18 protein-coding genes are annotated in these 17,103 nt (G+C 45.7%); 7 read left to right on the plus strand and 11 right to left on the minus strand.

The window, feature by feature from the left end; translation table 11 throughout:
- Nucleotides 1-99 precede the first annotated feature (99 nt).
- Both H6F98_RS34740 and H6F98_RS32055 read left to right on the plus strand, forming a co-directional pair.
- Nucleotides 100-192 carry a WG repeat-containing protein gene (locus H6F98_RS34740; protein WP_396814293.1) on the plus strand — a complete coding sequence of 31 codons (93 nt, stop codon included), beginning with the start codon at nucleotides 100-102 and terminating at the stop codon, nucleotides 190-192.
- Between the two features lie 130 nt (nucleotides 193-322).
- The gene (locus H6F98_RS32055) at nucleotides 323-2,401 is read left to right on the plus strand and encodes an FAD-dependent oxidoreductase (protein ID WP_396814296.1); all 2,079 of its coding nucleotides are present in this window, start codon (nucleotides 323-325) and stop codon (nucleotides 2,399-2,401) included.
- A 175-nt stretch (nucleotides 2,402-2,576) separates the two neighbouring features.
- Here the strand turns inward: H6F98_RS32055 and H6F98_RS32060 are convergent, their stop codons facing one another.
- The 3 genes from H6F98_RS32060 to H6F98_RS32070 all read right to left on the minus strand — a co-directional run bounded on the left by H6F98_RS32060 (nucleotide 2,577) and on the right by H6F98_RS32070 (nucleotide 4,322).
- Nucleotides 2,577-3,383, minus strand: a complete 807-nt coding sequence (locus tag H6F98_RS32060) for an ATP-binding cassette domain-containing protein (RefSeq protein ID WP_192222796.1) — start codon at nucleotides 3,381-3,383, stop codon at nucleotides 2,577-2,579.
- Nucleotides 3,341-3,841, minus strand: a complete 501-nt coding sequence (locus H6F98_RS32065; protein ID WP_396814362.1) for a hypothetical protein — start codon at nucleotides 3,839-3,841, stop codon at nucleotides 3,341-3,343. Before H6F98_RS32065 ends, H6F98_RS32060 begins: the two co-directional genes overlap by 43 nt.
- A 142-nt stretch (nucleotides 3,842-3,983) precedes the next feature.
- Entirely contained in the window at nucleotides 3,984-4,322 is a 339-nt protein-coding gene (locus H6F98_RS32070) for a 2Fe-2S iron-sulfur cluster-binding protein (RefSeq protein ID WP_192222798.1), read from the minus strand.
- 140 nt (nucleotides 4,323-4,462) lie between these two features.
- On the opposite strand from H6F98_RS32070, the gene cimA reads away from it, so the two are divergent.
- Complete coding sequence (gene cimA / locus H6F98_RS32075; RefSeq protein ID WP_192222875.1) at nucleotides 4,463-6,154, plus strand: citramalate synthase; 1,692 nt, start codon at nucleotides 4,463-4,465, stop codon at nucleotides 6,152-6,154.
- Nucleotides 6,155-6,403: 249 nt separating this feature from the next.
- Here the strand turns inward: cimA and H6F98_RS32080 are convergent, their stop codons facing one another.
- The 6 genes from H6F98_RS32080 to H6F98_RS34310 form a co-directional block, all read right to left on the minus strand.
- Complete coding sequence (locus tag H6F98_RS32080) at nucleotides 6,404-6,589, minus strand: PCP reductase family protein (RefSeq protein WP_192222799.1); 186 nt, start codon at nucleotides 6,587-6,589, stop codon at nucleotides 6,404-6,406.
- Nucleotides 6,590-6,696: 107 nt separating this feature from the next.
- Nucleotides 6,697-7,512 (minus strand): ABC transporter permease, encoded by an 816-nt coding sequence (locus tag H6F98_RS32085; protein WP_192222800.1) that lies wholly within the window; start codon nucleotides 7,510-7,512, stop codon nucleotides 6,697-6,699.
- Between the two features lie 3 nt (nucleotides 7,513-7,515).
- Nucleotides 7,516-8,364, minus strand: a complete 849-nt coding sequence (locus H6F98_RS32090) for an ABC transporter permease (protein WP_192222801.1) — start codon at nucleotides 8,362-8,364, stop codon at nucleotides 7,516-7,518.
- Nucleotides 8,365-8,488: 124 nt separating this feature from the next.
- Nucleotides 8,489-9,793 (minus strand): PotD/PotF family extracellular solute-binding protein, encoded by a 1,305-nt coding sequence (locus tag H6F98_RS32095; protein ID WP_192222802.1) that lies wholly within the window; start codon nucleotides 9,791-9,793, stop codon nucleotides 8,489-8,491.
- 137 nt (nucleotides 9,794-9,930) lie between these two features.
- The gene (locus H6F98_RS32100) at nucleotides 9,931-11,100 is read right to left on the minus strand and encodes an ABC transporter ATP-binding protein (protein ID WP_192222803.1); all 1,170 of its coding nucleotides are present in this window, start codon (nucleotides 11,098-11,100) and stop codon (nucleotides 9,931-9,933) included.
- A gap of 380 nt (nucleotides 11,101-11,480) precedes the next feature.
- Nucleotides 11,481-11,609, minus strand: a complete 129-nt coding sequence (locus H6F98_RS34310; RefSeq protein WP_277927637.1) for a hypothetical protein — start codon at nucleotides 11,607-11,609, stop codon at nucleotides 11,481-11,483.
- Nucleotides 11,610-12,139: 530 nt separating this feature from the next.
- On the opposite strand from H6F98_RS34310, the gene hydA reads away from it, so the two are divergent.
- The 4 genes from hydA to H6F98_RS32120 all read left to right on the plus strand — a co-directional run bounded on the left by hydA (nucleotide 12,140) and on the right by H6F98_RS32120 (nucleotide 16,280).
- The gene (hydA, locus tag H6F98_RS32105; protein ID WP_192222804.1) at nucleotides 12,140-13,549 is read left to right on the plus strand and encodes a dihydropyrimidinase; all 1,410 of its coding nucleotides are present in this window, start codon (nucleotides 12,140-12,142) and stop codon (nucleotides 13,547-13,549) included.
- Entirely contained in the window at nucleotides 13,539-14,105 is a 567-nt protein-coding gene (locus H6F98_RS32110) for a GNAT family N-acetyltransferase (RefSeq protein ID WP_313929981.1), read from the plus strand. The genes hydA and H6F98_RS32110 overlap by 11 nt, the downstream gene beginning before the upstream one ends.
- Before the next feature lie 162 nt (nucleotides 14,106-14,267).
- Nucleotides 14,268-15,737 (plus strand): 9,9'-di-cis-zeta-carotene desaturase, encoded by a 1,470-nt coding sequence (zds, locus tag H6F98_RS32115; RefSeq protein ID WP_192222806.1) that lies wholly within the window; start codon nucleotides 14,268-14,270, stop codon nucleotides 15,735-15,737.
- Between the two features lie 99 nt (nucleotides 15,738-15,836).
- Complete coding sequence (locus H6F98_RS32120; protein WP_192222807.1) at nucleotides 15,837-16,280, plus strand: SRPBCC family protein; 444 nt, start codon at nucleotides 15,837-15,839, stop codon at nucleotides 16,278-16,280.
- A 183-nt stretch (nucleotides 16,281-16,463) separates the two neighbouring features.
- On the opposite strand, the gene H6F98_RS32125 is transcribed toward H6F98_RS32120, so the two are convergent.
- Together H6F98_RS32125 and H6F98_RS32130 are read right to left on the minus strand one after the other, a co-directional pair.
- The gene (locus H6F98_RS32125; protein WP_192222808.1) at nucleotides 16,464-16,607 is read right to left on the minus strand and encodes a photosystem I protein PsaX; all 144 of its coding nucleotides are present in this window, start codon (nucleotides 16,605-16,607) and stop codon (nucleotides 16,464-16,466) included.
- 235 nt (nucleotides 16,608-16,842) lie between these two features.
- Entirely contained in the window at nucleotides 16,843-17,034 is a 192-nt protein-coding gene (locus H6F98_RS32130) for a photosystem one PsaX (protein ID WP_192222809.1), read from the minus strand.
- Nucleotides 17,035-17,103: the final 69 nt, after the last annotated feature.

The following is a 17,103-nucleotide window of genomic DNA, read 5'->3' on the forward strand; positions in this document are numbered from 1 at the left end:
GTTGCTCGGCTTTCACGAGTTAATTCATGCCATGAATCAATTTCAACCTTTTTTTCCTGATGGATAGTTTGGCTTTCTTGTTACTTCGTATTTCGGAGAGTGACAGAAGAGGGATATAGAGATGCAAGAAGCTTTTCGGAAGGGCTAGCCGCTGTTAATGTTGGCGACAAGTGGGGCTACATCAGTCGATAGGCTCTAATTAGCTAGTAAAGCGGGTATCAGGAAGGAAATTTAGATAAGGGTGCAAAGAAAGCCAGTACTGTCAAGAGTAGCTTTATACGCCAGTCCTCAATTTTCTACACCAGAATGAACTTGTTGGAGGATGGCAGCGTCAACACTCTTGTTTAATGTAGCAAAAGATACGACTGTCTATTCTCAACTTATGAAGCGATCGCTTATTAGCTTTACTCTAAGCTTAGTTACTCTAACATCCCTTGCTCCAGTTACTCTAGCTGCACCACCGAGAAATCCAGACAAAGAAGAAACCTGTGAAATTTTAGTAGTTGGCGGCGGACTAGCAGGTGCGGCTACTGCCTACGAAGGCTTGCTAGCAGGACGAACGGTTTGCCTAACTGAAATTACTGACTGGGTAGGTGGACAAATCTCATCTCAGGGAACCTCCGCACTCGATGAACGACCAACTCAGCGATCGCGTTTATTTTACTCCCGTGGCTACCTAGAATTGCGAGAACGAATTCAACGTAAATATGGGGAACTCAACCCTGGAGACTGTTGGGTAAGTGAATCCTGCTTTCTTCCTCGTGATGCTCACAACCTACTGTTTGATACCTTGCAGGATGCAGCGAAGCGAGGGAAAGGACAACTCAAATGGTTCCCCTCAACTGTAGTCAAGGAACTCAATATCAACTCAACCGGAAATTTAATCGAAGGCGCAATTGCAATTCAGCATAAACCTGCTGCGGGTGCGCCTCCCCTCAACACCGAATCCCTCTCTCAAACGATTGAAGATTCGTATCGGTACGAAAACTCATCCCGCTTTGACAAAAGCATTGTTCGCTTCGTTCCCCAAAGGCAACAGCAAGGGCAAGGAAATGCCCCGAACTGGTACGTTGTTGATGCAACTGAAACGGGTGAAATGATTGCTCTAGCTGACGTTCCTTACCGTCTTGGTATAGATCCCCGCTCTCACCTGGAACCGTCCTCCTCTAGCACCACAAATGATCCCTATTGCACACAAGGCTTTACCTATACCTTTGCGATGGAAGCCACCGAGGAACCGCAGACACACAGAATGCCTTCGTTTTATCCTCAATATGAACCCTACTACAGCTATGAACTACAGAGACTAGCTGACTTTGGCTTGGTATTTACCTATCGCCGCATTTGGAGTCCTGGAGAGGGTGAACCAACAAAATTTGGTGGTGTGAATTTCACCGCTCCGGCACCCAGAGACATCTCAATGCAAAACTGGACTTGGGGTAATGATTATCGTCCCGGCAATGCTGAGGATAACTTAGCTTTTACTCGCGAACAGTTGCAAGCCACAGGTCAACTGTCCCCTGGTGGTTGGATGGGTGGCTTACGCGCAGACAGTCTACGCAAAGGTGAAGAAATCTCCCAAGGCTATTTTCACTGGCTTGTCGCCGGAACGACTGATTCCCAGTTGGGTGATGGCGTGAAAAAGCCGCAGCCCAACAACCGCTACTTATCTGGGTTAGATTCCCCAATGGGAACAGTCCACGGTTTGTCTAAGTACCCTTATATGCGAGAAGGACGGCGGATTATTGGACGCCCAGCCTATGGTTATCCTGAAGGCTTTACAGTTTGGGAAATCGACATCTCTCGGCGTGACTATAAGGAAGATTATTACCGTCAGACGCTCTCCCCTGAAATGTATCGCAACTTACGGACAGCCTTAGCTGGACGCGAAGCCCTCTCAATTATTGGCGGACAGAAGCAACCTGACGAGGTGATGAGGCGTACTCGCTCCTCGATTTATCCTGATTCTGTGGGGATTGGGCATTATGCGATCGACTTTCACCCCTGCATGACCCAAACTCCACCTGAAGCTCCTAATAATACAGAGCGTGAAGGGGAGCGACAGGGCGCAGGACAAGCCTATCCGTTCCAAATTCCCCTCAGAGCGATGATTCCCCAGAAAATCGACAATATGTTGGTTGCTGGAAAGAGTATCGCCACGAGTCACATCGCAGCAGCAGCCTATCGAGTGCATTCCTTTGAATGGTCATCCGGCGCGGCGGCTGGAACTACGGCAGCATTTGCTTTGGAGACAGGCATAGCACCTTACCAGCTAACTGATCAACTTCCGCAACAAGAACCCCAACTGCGAGTTCTGCGGCAACGCTTGGAAAAGACAGGCAATCCCACAGCTTTTCCAGACACCTCAATTTTCAATGAAAACTGGGATGAGTGGCGTTAGGCAAGTCAAAAGTCAAAAGTCAAAAGTCAAAAAGGGAAAATCCGTTCATGGTAGGCTCTTGACGGCTACCTGAATGCCAATTAGATGTGCCGTAGCTTTATAAGGGATTGGTAATCTTTTGTAGGAAGGTAGTTGTTGTAAGTGGAAGCTCAACTAACAACTAACAACCAACCTCTCAAATCCACTCTTGGGAGGCTTTAGCTTCTGCTTGAACTAGGGTTTCTCGCAACTGCTTCCAATCTATCTGGGTAACTGGAGCATCCTGAAGTAGCTGACCTTCCTGCAAATACAATACCCGTGTACAAAATAGCTGAGCCATATCTAGCTGATGATTGATCATCAAAATTGTCATCTTGCCCTGAAGGGTTAAGTCAGTTAACACAGCCAGAACATGAGAGGCGATGCCAGCATCCAGAGCAGATGTTGGCTCATCAAGTAGTAAAACTTTGGGTTGAGTAATTAAAGCTCGTGCGATCGCAACAAGTTGTCGTTGACCTACAGAAAGTTGTAACTCGGTTCGCTCTAGCCAATCGGCGGGGATGTGCGCCTGTTCCCGACAAGCCTCTAAGCGCAGCGAAATCTCCTGTTTGGGTAACTGCTGCAACATTAAAGGGTAAGCAAGTGCCTCTTTAACCGTCATTCCTAAGAGCTTTGGTTCTTGAGGAACCAGCATAACCTGTCGTCGCAACTGGATGACAGGAATTTTCTTAATGTCCTGATTTTCTAGATAAATTGCTCCACTTGTCGGTTCACTCAGCCGATTCAAGAGCCGCAATAGTGAGGTTTTGCCAGCACCAGAGGGACCAATCAGACAAATGCGATCGCCCCCGAAAACCTCAAAAGAAATATCCGTTAATATAGGTGAGCCTGTAATCTTGCCTCCAATTAAGGTTACAAGGCTTACCTGCTTTAGCTGCAATTGCGAGGAGTCCGCCCTTTTTACGTCAGCAAACCTTGAGTCAAAGCTGTCCAAATCGTCCATCCATCTACGAGAAACAGCAACAGTGTAAATCCCAACAGAATCAGATACATCCAAGGCTGTGCCAAAGGACGAACATCTGTTGTATCAATCCCAGTATGCACTTCCACTAGCTTGACTAGCCGTGCAAACCCGACCACACGCATCGGCAGCAAGTAGGCTTTTTCTAAGGACTGGCTGATAAAGTAGTAAACCATCCCCCCTTGACCCGTCGTTCGCATTTTCAAATCTTTCACATCTGCCCAGGCTAACGACCAACCTTTGCGAAAGAAACGAGGAACCCAACGGGGATAAGCAACCTGAATTTTTTCCTCATCCACAATCACCCGTTCACTTAAGGCACCAAAAAGCGCTGTTGCTCCCAACCCAATTCCTACCCACAGTACTACTGGAGGTACAGGTGAAGATGATACTTGCGAGAGAAAGGGTAAAGGAATCGTTAGTGCCAGATAAAGCGCCATTAACGTGAGGCGAATTAGAGGAGAAATACGAAAAATTGATAAGTTAGGTTGCTTTGATTCTGATGGAATTTGAAGATTTGGTGACACGGCTTAAAACTTCTTTTCTTTATTATTTCTAGAGCTTTTCATGAGTAAAGGAAAATTAGCTTTCTGGTGTCCACACCGTCTGTGTGCCTTGCCCCCAGAAGCCTTCAAATTTCGTCACCTTGATATCGCCAAGAACCTCCGTCTGACAGGCTAAGCGACGATTGGCTGTGGGAGAATGGGGAGGAAGCGATCGCCTTGCCTTATCCTTCCAATTGGGTTTTGAAACTTGCCCTTCTACCTGAACTGCACAAGTGCCACAGGTACCAATACCCATACAGTTAATGATTTTGGCATTGCCGTTATAAAGCTCAATGCCATGCTCTAATAGAACTTTACGGAGATTACTGCCTGAATCACATTCAAATGTCTTCCCTTGAGCTGTTACTTTAGGCATTCACTAATCTCCCAATTCCTTTTTTGCTTTCATTCTACAGTTTATATTTCTTTACAAACTGTGAACAAGAAAGCTGACTTCTTTGAATAGCCACGAAAGCCACTATGACGGGTGCCGAACTCCATTCTTCTTCCCTGCCCATGACCTTGCAAGAATCAAACCCCCTCTGGATTTATGACACAACACTACGGGATGGTTCCCAGCGTGAAGGATTGTCGTTGTCACTAGAAGACAAGTTGCGAATAGCGAAGCAACTAGATCAGTTGGGGATTCCTTTTATTGAAGGGGGATGGCCAGGGGCAAATCCCAAAGACGTGCAATTTTTCTGGCAACTCAAAGAAGAACCGTTGACTCAGGCAGAAGTTGTCGCCTTTTGCTCGACTCGACGACCTAACACTACTGCTGCTACTGACCCAATGTTGCAACCTATTCTTGCAGCAGGAACTCGCTGGGTGACCATTTTTGGCAAGTCTTGGGATTTGCACGTCACTGAAGGGCTGAATACAAGCTTGGAAGAAAACCTGGCGATGATTCAGGATACGATTGAGTACCTGCGTAGCCAAGGTCGTCGGGTGATTTACGATGCAGAACATTGGTTTGATGGCTACAAACGCAATCCCGACTATGCAATCAAGACTCTCATTACCGCCAGGGATGCGGGTGCAGAATGGTTAGTCCTGTGCGACACCAACGGCGGAACTCTACCTCATGAAGTGGGTCCAATTGTTCGAGATGTTGTTGAGAAGACGAGAGTAGGGATTCAGGCTTCAGCTATCAGCAACCAGCCATCAGCCTTTGCTCCTCAATTGGGTATTCACACACACAATGACTCGGAGACAGCCGTTGCCAATGCTTTAGCGGGGGTGATGGAGGGGGTGCGGATGGTGCAGGGAACAATTAACGGCTACGGTGAACGCTGCGGTAATGCGAATCTCTGTTCGTTGATTCCTAATTTGCAGTTAAAGCTAGGTTACAGATGTATTGAGGATGACCAGTTAGGGAGACTAACCCAAGCTAGCCGACTGATTAGTGAAGTGGTTAACCTTGCCCCCGATGACCATGCACCCTTTGTTGGCCGCTCAGCGTTTGCTCATAAAGGGGGTATCCATGTTTCAGCCGTTGAACGTAATCCACTAACTTACGAACACCTTGAACCAGAACAGGTTGGGAATCGGCGTCGGATTGTGATTTCAGACCAATCTGGGTTGAGCAATGTTTTAGCAAAAGCCCGTAGCTTCGGGCATGACCTCAACAAACAAGACCCGACTTGTCGCCAAATCCTCGATCGCCTTAAAGATCTTGAAAGTGAAGGGTATCAATTTGAGGCAGCGGAAGCCAGCTTTGACTTGTTGATGCGAGAAGCACTGGGACATCGGAAACAGCCATTTGAACTAAAAGGCTTTCAAGTTCATTGCGATATGCTGCGAGGAACTAACGTTCAATACAATAACGCTGTTGCCACGATTAAAGTTGCTGTAAATGGTGAAGACATTCTGGAAGCGGCGGAAGGGAATGGCCCGGTTTCAGCACTGGATACGGCGCTGCGAAAAGCCCTCCAAAACTTCTATCCAGAGATTGCACAATTTCAATTGACAGACTATAAAGTGCGGATTCTCGATAGTGGCGCTGGGACATTGGCAAAGACTCGTGTGTTGGTTGAATCCAGCAATGGGCATCAACGTTGGACAACGGTGGGTGTCTCGACTAATATCCTTGAGGCATCCTATCAGGCGGTGGTAGAGGGGATTGAGTATGGTTTATTGTTGCAGTCTCCAGAAGATGTGATGGGTGAGGTGGCACGTCAACAAGCTAACTCTACGTCTGCTGGCTGAATATAACCTTGTAGAGACGTTCCTCTGGAACGTCTCTACGACTTATCTTAAGCCTTGAACTAAACTACCCTTCAGGAACGCTTACGCGAACGGGCTAAAAGCTAAAACCCGTTAAAACGGGTTGAAAGACTTTCCCAATAAGCTTTAGCTCACTTGAGCTTGAGCCGGAAATTTATTTCCAGACTCTTAAGTCAGTGCCATTCGTATTAAACTCGTTGCATAGAAATTCCTTAGGATTAGGGCGATCGCTTATTGCCCAAACTCAACTCTTGCCTGCTCGACGATTTCCACTGTCACCACATCTAACTCAGCCTCACGAGCTAAATGCTCAATCCGTTGCCGAGCTTGAGAACGAACAAAATAGGGAATATTTTTCAGCTTAGCTTTGGCTTCAGGTGTCCAGGCTAGAGTGTCTGTAAATTCACGTCTTTCCATAATTCCCCGCCCTCGGCTTTTATTTCAAGCACCTTTTTATTTAATTTTACTGCTTCTTCTTAGCGTCGATCCCCAGTCTCTTATCCCAACGATTAAGCTGGGTTCTTTCACTCCTGTTGACGACGGGAGAAGAATTGAATCGCTACAACGGCAACAGCAATCACAACAAATGAAAACACTGTCGTTAATGTTCCTAAAGCATACAAGGCCGGAGAAGTAACATTGGTCGTCATGCCATAAATTTCTAGCGGCAAGGTGTTGTTCTCTCCAGAAATCAAAGCACTACGAGTAAATTCATCATAGGAAAGTGTAAAGCCTAGTAGTGCTACTCCTACAACACTAGGAGTAATCAAGGGAAAAACTATTTCCCAAAAGGTTTTAACATCTGTAGCCCCTAAATCTCTAGCTGCTTCTTCATACGAAGGATTGAAACGGTTGAAAATGCCAATCATGATTAAAAAGGCAAAGGGGATTGTCCAGGTTAAATGCCCACCCAAGACAGATGAGTACCACTGGGTTGGTAGCTCAAATTGGCTAAAGATAACTAAAATGCCAAAGGAAATCAAAACACTAGGAACAATCAGGCTAGAAATTGTTAGGTAAAAAAGCGCTCGTGAACCCAAGAACTTGCGCCGGAACGCTAGTCCTGCCATCACGCTGATGATGACAGTTAAGGACATTACAATGAATCCGAGTAAAAGCGATCGCTTAAAGGGTTCGATAAAGTTTCCAATCCGCTGCGTCTGAAATACCGAAGAGAACCAGTAAAGACTAAATCCCTTCATGGGAAACGTTAGTCCTCCCTCTTCTCCTTGAAACGACAGAATGAAGATGGAAAGCATTGGTCCATACAAAAATAGGACAAACAACCCGAAGAAGGCTGCAAGTAGGTAAAAAGACAGAGAACGTTTTTGCGATCGCATTACTTATAACTCTTTGCGAATATCAACAACTCGTAAAATCCCCACAACGATTGCCAAGGTAATAACTAGTAGAATCACAGCATTAGCAGCTGCTAGAGGATACTGCAAACTCCGAATTTGATTACTCATCAAATATCCAACTGAAGATGTTTGTCCACCACTCATCAGCCTCACAGTAATGAACTCTCCCATCACCAACGTCACTATAAAAATTGAACCAATCGCAATTCCTGGAGCAGACAGAGGTACAATCACTTCTTTCAACACTTGAAATCCAGAAGCCCCAGCATCTCGTGCTGCACTAATTAACGAAGGTTCAATCCGCACCATACTGTTGAAGATTGGCACAATCATGAACAGTACATAAAGATGCACCATTGCTAAGACCACTGAAAAATTTGAAAATAAGAAAATATCTAGAGGAGCATCAATTAAGTTCAAAGACATGAGAGCTTTATTGAGAATTCCTTCTCTTCCCAAAAAAGGAATCCAAGAAATCATCCGAATAATATTAGAGGTCAAAAAGGGAATTGTACAAATCAAGAACAAGATTATCTGCCAGCGCAAGCTCTTAACATAAAAAGCAAGGAAGTATGCAACCGGAAAGCCAATCACTAAGGTAAATAACCAAACTAGCGCTGTAAATTTAAAGTTATTTAGATACGTGGCGAAATAAGTTGGGCTAAAAATATCTTTATAATTAACCAAGGTAAAGCTTGGTGTCATTGTATAGCCATTAAAGTCCCAAAAACTTATAACAAAAATTGTAATAATTGGCAATATCAAAAACAATAGTAAGACTAAAACTTGTGGAGTGATTAATAAATACTGTTGTAGGGATTTTAACTTCATTTTTCTTGGAATTTAAGAGTAAAGATTGCTGTTCAAATTCCCGACTGATTCAAGAAGTCGGGAATCTTAGCATTGATTAATTGCACCCCTAAAAGACGGGTTACCACGGGATGCTCACTAACTTCTAAGCAGAAATAAACTCGTTCCACTTCTGAACAAGATACTTCTGCTCATCCATTACAGAATTCCAGCAGACAATCTTGCTGAAGCGTTCCTCAAAGGAACCACCATCACGCACTGAGCCTTTCTTCTCCAGTGTTTTGCCAAACGGGTCAACCATATCAGCAGAAGCCGCTTTTCCTTCGTACCAAAATGTCCATTCTTCCGGCTTCATAAACTTCTTCGCTGTCTCTGGCGCTGCACTGTAATAACCCTGCCGTCCTAAGAAAGCTCCTAACCAGCCGTCTAGAGTCCAGTTGAGGTATTCATAAGCCGCATCTAGTGAAATACCTGAGAGGTTCTTCGATAACCCAATACCGCCTCCCCAACCTCTATATCCTTCTTTAAGTGGGGCATAAATGCAGTTAATTCCCTTAGCTTTCACTTGCGTGACGGCAGGCGACCACATAGATTGCAGTGCGACTTCACCAGATGCCATGAGGTTTACTGATTCATCAAATGCTTTCCAGAAGGCTCTAAATTGTCCAGCTTTCTTTTGTTCAATCAAAATTGCTGTAATTTTATCTAGTTCTTCCCTCGTCATGTTGCCCTTGTCGCCAAATTTCATCAAGCCAAGGGCTTCAACTACCATAGCGGCATCCATAATGCCGATAGAAGAAATATCAAGAATTGAGGTTTTGCCTTTGTATTTTGGGTCAAATAGCTCTCCCCAAGATTCAATTTTTTTACCCGTTAAATCGGGACGATAGCCAAGCGTATCGGCATTGTACTGGAAGGGAATTAGGGTAGCGAAATCAGTTGGAGTGGGGGAGAATTCTGTTGAGTCTTGCCCTTTCAAGAACATGACTTTAAAAGGAGCCGTTCCTTGAGATGTATTAACAGGCGCTCCTTCCTGAAATTTCCCCGTTGTGAAATAGGGAACAATTTTGTCAAAAAGTTTGATTTTATTGACATCAATTGGCTGCAAGTTACCGGAAGGAACAACTAACGGCAAACTGAAATATTCTCCATCGAAAATGTCATAGGACTTCGGCTGAGTAATCGCGATTTGATTATTCTCATCAGTACTTAAAGCCCGTGTTGTGATTTTAAAACCCAAATCTTCTTGAGCTTTTTGAGAAATCTCATTGATTTGGGAGACACCCGTACCAATAAACCGGAGTGTTACATCTTTAATTTGATTGGTATTAACAGTAGGACCGCCACTCGACTGTTGAGTGGTTTGCTGCCGAGTACACTGAGTTGCCGTAAGTAAAGCTCCAGTTGCTAGTCCGGCTCTGATTAGTTCGCGACGAGTAAATTTAGGCATGGTTGTAGAACGTTGGATGAAGAGAAGGGAGGGTTTCGTAGGAGGCAGCTAGCCTACATCAGCAGTCGTGAAAAATGGAATTTTAAGATGTTTCTTGGCAAGCTCAGCTACTAAGAAAAAGCGGCAAGCTTTTTGACCTAATGGGGTAAGAAAATACAGTCATCCGTTGACCAATTGAGTGTAACGATTTGTCCTTCCTGAAGAGGTTGGGATATGCAATCATGCGATCGCACTTTATAAAGAATCTCAGCACCCGTTGATTCCACCAAAAGCCGTACTCGCGTGACGTAACCCGTAAACTCAACAAAGACAATTCGCGCCGAAACTCGGTTATGAACCGTTTGCCCTTCCGCAGTTGGCTGTACCTCTAAGTGCATTCTGTCGGCACGTACACAGCAAGCCGCATTGTCTCCAGGTTGGGCAAATTGTCCTCGACACAGCAGCGTTCCAATGCCTTCAACCTCTAACTGGATGACATAACCGTTGGTATCTGCGATCGCATTACTCACCTTGCCCGTAAAAATATTGTTATCACCAACGAACTTGGCAACAAACTGAGAGGCGGGAGCGACGAAAATTTCTTGCGGTGTGCCAATTTGGTCAATATGACCATGATCCATGACAACAATTTGATCAGAGAGCGAAAAGGCTTCATCCTGAGCATGAGTGACTTGGATAAACGTCATCCCAAACTGACGCTGCAACTTCCGCAACTCGCCTCGTGTTTTAACACGCAATGACTCATCCAAAGCACTCAGAGGTTCATCCAAAAGCAGCACTTGGGGACGGGTTACTAAGGCTCTTGCGAGTGCTACACGTTGCTGTTGACCTCCACTGAGGGCAGTTGGCTTACGTTTGGCAAAGTTATTTAAACCCACAATCTCAAGCATCTCATCAACCCGATCGCGGCGATCGCGTTCTGGTGTGCCTCGCATTTTTAAGCCAAACTCAACGTTTTGCCAAACCGTCTTGTGGGGAAACAGCGCATAGTTTTGAAACACCATTGCTGTATTCCGCTTTGCTGGCGGCAAATCATTGACACGAGTATTCCCAATCAAAATATCGCCACTGCTAATGTCTTCGTGACCCGCAATCATCCGTAGTGTCGTAGTTTTACCACAACCACTTGGTCCTAATAGACAACAATAAGAACCCGCCGGAATATCTAATGTCAGATTTTCGACCGCCACCACAGAGCCATACTGCTTTGTCACAGACCTCAGCGCAACGCCCTGTGCTTGAGGCAGAGTAGGTAGATTGGTGGGATGACTGGTTTGCGCCTCAGTGTTGCTTGTGCCGATGGTCATCTTGGTTGCGTTAGTAGAGTATTGAGCGAATCCGCTTTATCCCAAGTTGAATTCTGTTGTACCAGAGCGATAACAGTAGGAGAAAAAGAAAAAGCTAAGGGGGAAACGAACGACTCATTCCTTTGCCTTTTCATCCCTCACCTTTTTGCCTAAGCGCATCAGTGGCATCTTGAAAATACAACTTCAGTATTAGCTAGTCATTAAAAGTGTCTGTGGGTTCGTGAACTGTATTTTTCTATACTTTTTTACAGTGAAATTAACTGCTCAAACTGCCCACCTTAGTGTTCTCTGATATAGCAGTCGCCAAAGCTGTTAGGGAAAGATGACAGTAGATGCCTTCAACAGCGTAGTTTGTGAATTGATTGTTGTCCTAGCGGGAATTAGTTGCTCAGTTGCGTTTGCGATCGCATCATTAAAGGAATAAGAACACCTGGCACTATTCGATGCATTTCAGCAAGTTCTAGCCAAACACCCACAGGCAAGACCGCATCTAGCGCTATGGCAGTCACTATGTGAATACTACGATGAAAATCTGCCTTATAAAAACATCTTGAAGCTCATACTTCAACAAAAAAATATGTATTAACCACTACAAATATCGCTTATGCCTCATACACCCCTGCTCCCTTTGTCAGAATTTTTTTGAGTGGAGCAAAAGTTGTTCCTTTGTTGTGAGTCCTGGGAATTCTAGCATTAGAGCCTTGCTGCATTTGTCATCCCTAGGTAGGGAGACATGGAAAGAAAGTGTGATTAATGTTTGTAAAGGAATGTGAAGTAAACACCCGCTGGGTGTCAAACACTAGATGCCGACACGCAGTTTATGCTTCCCGGTTTTCAGGTGCGTTCCCGGCAGTGGTTTCCGTTCGCGGAAGCGCTCTCCGTTGGCGAAGCCTTCTCTAAAGGACTAGGAGAAGGGTAGCACTGTACTCTAAGGTCTACAACAAACCTGATGACAATTTACAACCTCTAACCTCTACTGTCTTACCGCTAACCTATTCTCAGACTAGACAAACGACTAGACCAGGGGAGCAATCAATTCATGGACGATGTATTAATTAGCGGAGGACGGATTGTTACAGCAGTCGATGATTACGTTGCAGATATTTTGATCCGCAACGGCAAAATCGAGACAATTGGGCGAGTAATAGAAGCGCCATCTGCTGAGCGTTATGATGCAACTGGTTTACTTGTGATGCCGGGTGGCGTTGATGTCCATACCCACATGGAGTTTCCTCTTGGTGACGCTGAAACCTGCGACACCTTTGAGTCCGGTACTCGTTCAGCGGCGTTTGGTGGGACAACAACAATCATTGACTTTGCTCTGCAAAAACAAGGTGAAAGTGCCAAGCTAACCCTGGAACAACGGCTAGCTGTAGCAGAACCGCAAGCTAGTGTTAATTATGGCTTCCATATCATTCTGACTGACGTTAGACCAGAGGTACTGACGGAACTACCAGACTTAATTGATACCGAAGGTGTCTCCAGTTTCAAAATGTTCATGGCTTACCCTGGCGTTTTGATGATGAGTGATGCTGACATCTTCAAAACGATGCGGGTGGTTGGACACCATGGTGGGATGGTCAACATACACGCGGAAAATGGTGGTGTTATTCAAGTTTTGATTGAAGAAGCCTTGGCACAGGGCAACACTTCCCCGAAGTATCATGCCCTAACACGACCTGCGATTATGGAAGCGGAGGCAAGCCACAGAGCAATTCGTCTGGCGGAACTTGCAGAAGTCCCAGTTTATCTCGTTCACCTCTCAGCAAAAGAGGCATTAGAGAGTGTTGTGGAAGCACGCGATCGCGGTTTACCCGCTTTTGCTGAAACTTGCCCCCACTACCTGTTTCTCACTAGCGACGAGTACGAACGACCAGGATTTGAAGCGGCAAAATATGTAATGACACCACCTTTGCGTGACCATCAGTGTCAACACGCTTTGTGGCGAGGACTTAAGTTTGATGACTTGCAAATTGTTTCCACTGACCACTGTCCCTTCTGTTTTAATGAAAACCTCTATGGTTTAAATCGCTCCAAGCAGTTAGGGCAGGGTAACTTTGAGAAAATTCCTAACGGCGCACCGGGGGTAGAATTGCGCCTTCCCTTACTCTTCGATGGTGGCGTTAAAGGCGGGAAAATCTCACTCAATCGTTTTGTCCAGCTTACTTCCACAGCGCCCGCCAAGATGTTTGGACTGTTTCCTCGTAAGGGTGCGATCGCTATTGGTTCAGATGCCGATTTAGTGTTATTTGATCCCGATAAACCACATACGATAAGCGTGAGTACCCATCACTCAAACGTGGATTACAGTTTGTACGAGGGGCGCTGTGTGATCGGCAAAGTTGAAAAGGTGTTTCTGCGTGGAGAGTTAATTGTAGATGGTGATCATTGGCTCGGTCGAAAAGGCGGAGGAACGTATCAAAAACGTTCAGCCTCCGGTGTCTTCTAAAGTGTCCCCTCTAGGCACTGTATCAGATACTCTGGTGACGACCTATCTCCAGATGACGGATGGTTCAGAGTTTTGTCCTGCGTATCTCTACTACCATGATGGAATCAAAGTCATGTGCATGGATACGCCAGATGTCGCTTTTTATCGATTCTTATACACTTCTGTGGGTAAGCCGTGGGGTTGGCGCGATCGACTCTCCCATTCGGATGAAGAAATTGAGGCATTGCTAAAAGCACCAGGAACAAGCGTTCATGTTCTATATGTCAATGGTGTCCCGGCTGGATACATAGAACTAGCGCAGCGTCGAGAAGGCGCAGGTGGTCGTTTTGATTCAACAAAGATTGACTACTTTGGTCTACGTCCCAGCTACATTGGTCGCGGCTTAGGCAAGCATTTACTCAGTCATGGTATCGCCTACGCCTGGAATAAAGGTACTCAACGCTTGTGGGTACATACCAGTAATTTAGATGGGCCTTATGCCCTCAATAACTACATCAAACGCGGCTTCAAAGTTTACCGAGTTGAAGAAAAGCCAATGCCGGAATCTTATTTTTAGTATTAACACTAATATTCAACCCTTCTGAAAAGGAACTAGTGCAACGCCTATCAGCTTGAGAACAGGATTTGGTAGAAAACAACAAAGATTAAGCAAACGTTTGCTGCATCCCAAGGCGCAATTCTATTAAAATCTGTAAAGAAAGTGAGAGGGAAAGGCTGAATGCGCGTTGCAATTGTTGGGGCAGGACTAGCTGGGATGGCGACAGCAGTTGACTTAGTCGATGCCGGACATGAGGTAGAAATCTTTGAATCTCGTCCCTTTGTTGGAGGGAAGGTTGGTAGCTGGGTAGATGCTGATGGCAACCATCTTGAGATGGGCTTGCACGTCTTTTTTGGCTGCTACTACCAGCTGTTTGACTTGATGAAGAAGGTAGGGGCGTTGGATAACTTGCGCCTGAAGGAGCATACCCACACGTTCATCAATAAAGGGGGACGCATCGGTGAACTGGATTTTCGTTTTTTTACAGGTGCGCCGTTCAATGGGCTGAAAGCCTTTTTCACAACCTCCCAGCTATCGCTACAGGATAAACTACAAAATTCTCTTGCTCTGGGCACCAGTCCCATTGTTCGCGGTTTAGTGGACTTTGACGGGGCGATGAGAACAATTCGTGACTTGGATAAAATCAGCTTTGCTGATTGGTTTCGCCGTCATGGTGGTAATGATGGCAGTTTGAAGCGGATGTGGAACCCGATCGCATACGCCCTTGGCTTCATCGACACGGAGAATATTTCCGCCCGTTGTATGCTTACAATTTTCCAGTTTTTTGCCGTGCGCTCAGAAGCCTCGGTCTTGCGAATGCTGGAAGGTTCCCCCTATGAGTATCTTCATAAGCCGATTATTGAGTACCTAGAGGCGCGAGGCGCAAAAATCTACACCAGACGGCGAGTTCGGGAAATTCTTTATACTGAGGCGGGAGAACAAACAAAAGTCAGTGGATTGGTGATTGCTAACGGCGAGACTGAGGAAACCATCACGGCTGATGCTTACGTCTGCGCTGGTGATATCCCTGGTGTGCAACGCCTGTTACCAGAAGAATGGCGCAAGTGGTCGGAGTTTGACAATATCTACAAGCTAGATGCAGTGCCAGTCGCAACCGTGCAGTTACGGTTTGATGGCTGGGTGACTGAACTCCATGATGCCCAGAAGCGTAAGCAGCTAGTAGAAGCGGCAGGACTGGATAATTTACTTTACACTCCTGATGCTGACTTCTCGTGCTTTGCTGACTTAGCGTTAACAAGTCCTAGTGATTACTACCGTGAGGGACAAGGCTCACTGTTACAATTAGTCCTCACTCCAGGCGATCCGTTTATCCGGCAGAATAATGAAGCGATCGCGCAACACGTCCTCAAGCAAGTCCATGAACTCTTTCCCTCTTCACGAGAGTTGAACATGACCTGGTACAGTGTTGTCAAGCTTGCCCAGTCTCTCTACCGGGAAGCCCCTGGCATGGACGCCTATCGTCCTGAGCAAAAGACACCTATTAGCAACTTCTTCCTTGCCGGAAGCTACACCCAGCAAGACTACATCGATAGTATGGAAGGAGCAACTTTGTCGGGGCGTCAGGCGGCTAAAGCAATTCTAGAGAAGGCTCAAGAATTTGTAGAGCGAACCCCCGTAACAGCAGGTTGAGTTTATCAGTGTTCCCAGTCGTTAGTCGTTAGTCCTTAGCGCGGAAAAACCAACGACTAATGACTAATATCAATTCCCAATTCCCAACTCCCAATTCCCATGTCCAATTGGCTAGAACACAGTGTACAGGTCGAAGTAGATGTTCCCATTGAAACCGTGTGGAGCCTCTGGTCAGATTTAGAGCAAATGCCCCGTTGGATGAAGTGGATTGACTCGGTGAAGGTGCTTGAAGACAATCCTGAGTTATCCCGTTGGAAACTTGCAACGGGTGGCTTGGAGTTCACTTGGCTTTCCCGCATTCTCAAGTTGGTGCCACAGCAAATTATTCAGTGGGAATCAGTAGATGGCTTACCGAATCGTGGTGCTATCCGCTTCTACGATCGGCATGGCAGCAGTATTGTCAAAATGACTGTGTCTTATGCGATCCCTGGCTTTCTGGGTCAGTTGATGGATAACCTGTTTTTGGGTCGTGTTGTTGAGTCAACCATCCAAGCTGATTTAGAGCGATTTCGTGAATATGCTCTCAACGTTAAAGCTCAATAACAAACCTTCGTCTAAGTGAAGCTTAGCAGGAATGGTATAGCTTTACACCCTAAGCGACATTAAGCGTCTTCTCTAGGCAAGTGTAGCTTTAAGGCAAGTTCCTGAAGCTGCTCACCCGTACCCTCGGCTTGCTCCAGGGCACGATTGAGCAGCGCAAGCTTTATTTAGACCAAGTGGCTGGAACTATTCAATGATATGAAAATAGAAGGCTGCCACTACAAAGTTGCCTAACAAAAGGACTAGTGCCCAGAATAGGCGGAATGGATATGGGGGCTTAGCACCTGTTTTTGCAACTGGGGCGTTATATTTCTTGGTTTGAGCCGTCATAGGATTCGCTCCTTATAAAGAGACTTTCTTAAAAAATAGTAAAGTTAAACCGTACCAAAGAGCCATACCTGTAGGTATGACTTATTGTGAAGATTCTTGCACCTTTTACTTGCCTAGTAGACAATCCATAGGGTTGAGAGAGGTTGAAGTTTCATCGCCGGATGAAGTAGGGAGAGCCTTAAAGACCTACTCTTCCCAATCATCTCCCCAGTTTATTGATTGCTGAATCAGCAGTTTAGGGGTTGATAACGTGGAAATAAATTGCAGCAACCAATAGGTTAACCAGTAGGAAGACGGCTCCAAGGGTTAAGCCCACCGGGAACGAAGGCGTTTCATCGGGAGTGAGAACAGCGGAACCTTTTTTATTTTCTCTTTGTTCTTTTATTTCTTGTGTTTCTCTAGTTTCTCTTGTGGTTTCAGTCGGCATTTTAAAGACGCTAATTCTACGAGTTTCTTAATAAATACCGAAAAAAGCATGGGCTTGATAAAGTTCTTT

This window comes from Microcoleus sp. FACHB-SPT15, assembly GCF_014849525.1.
GTDB classification, from domain to species: domain Bacteria; phylum Cyanobacteriota; class Cyanobacteriia; order Cyanobacteriales; family Coleofasciculaceae; genus Symplocastrum; species Symplocastrum torsivum.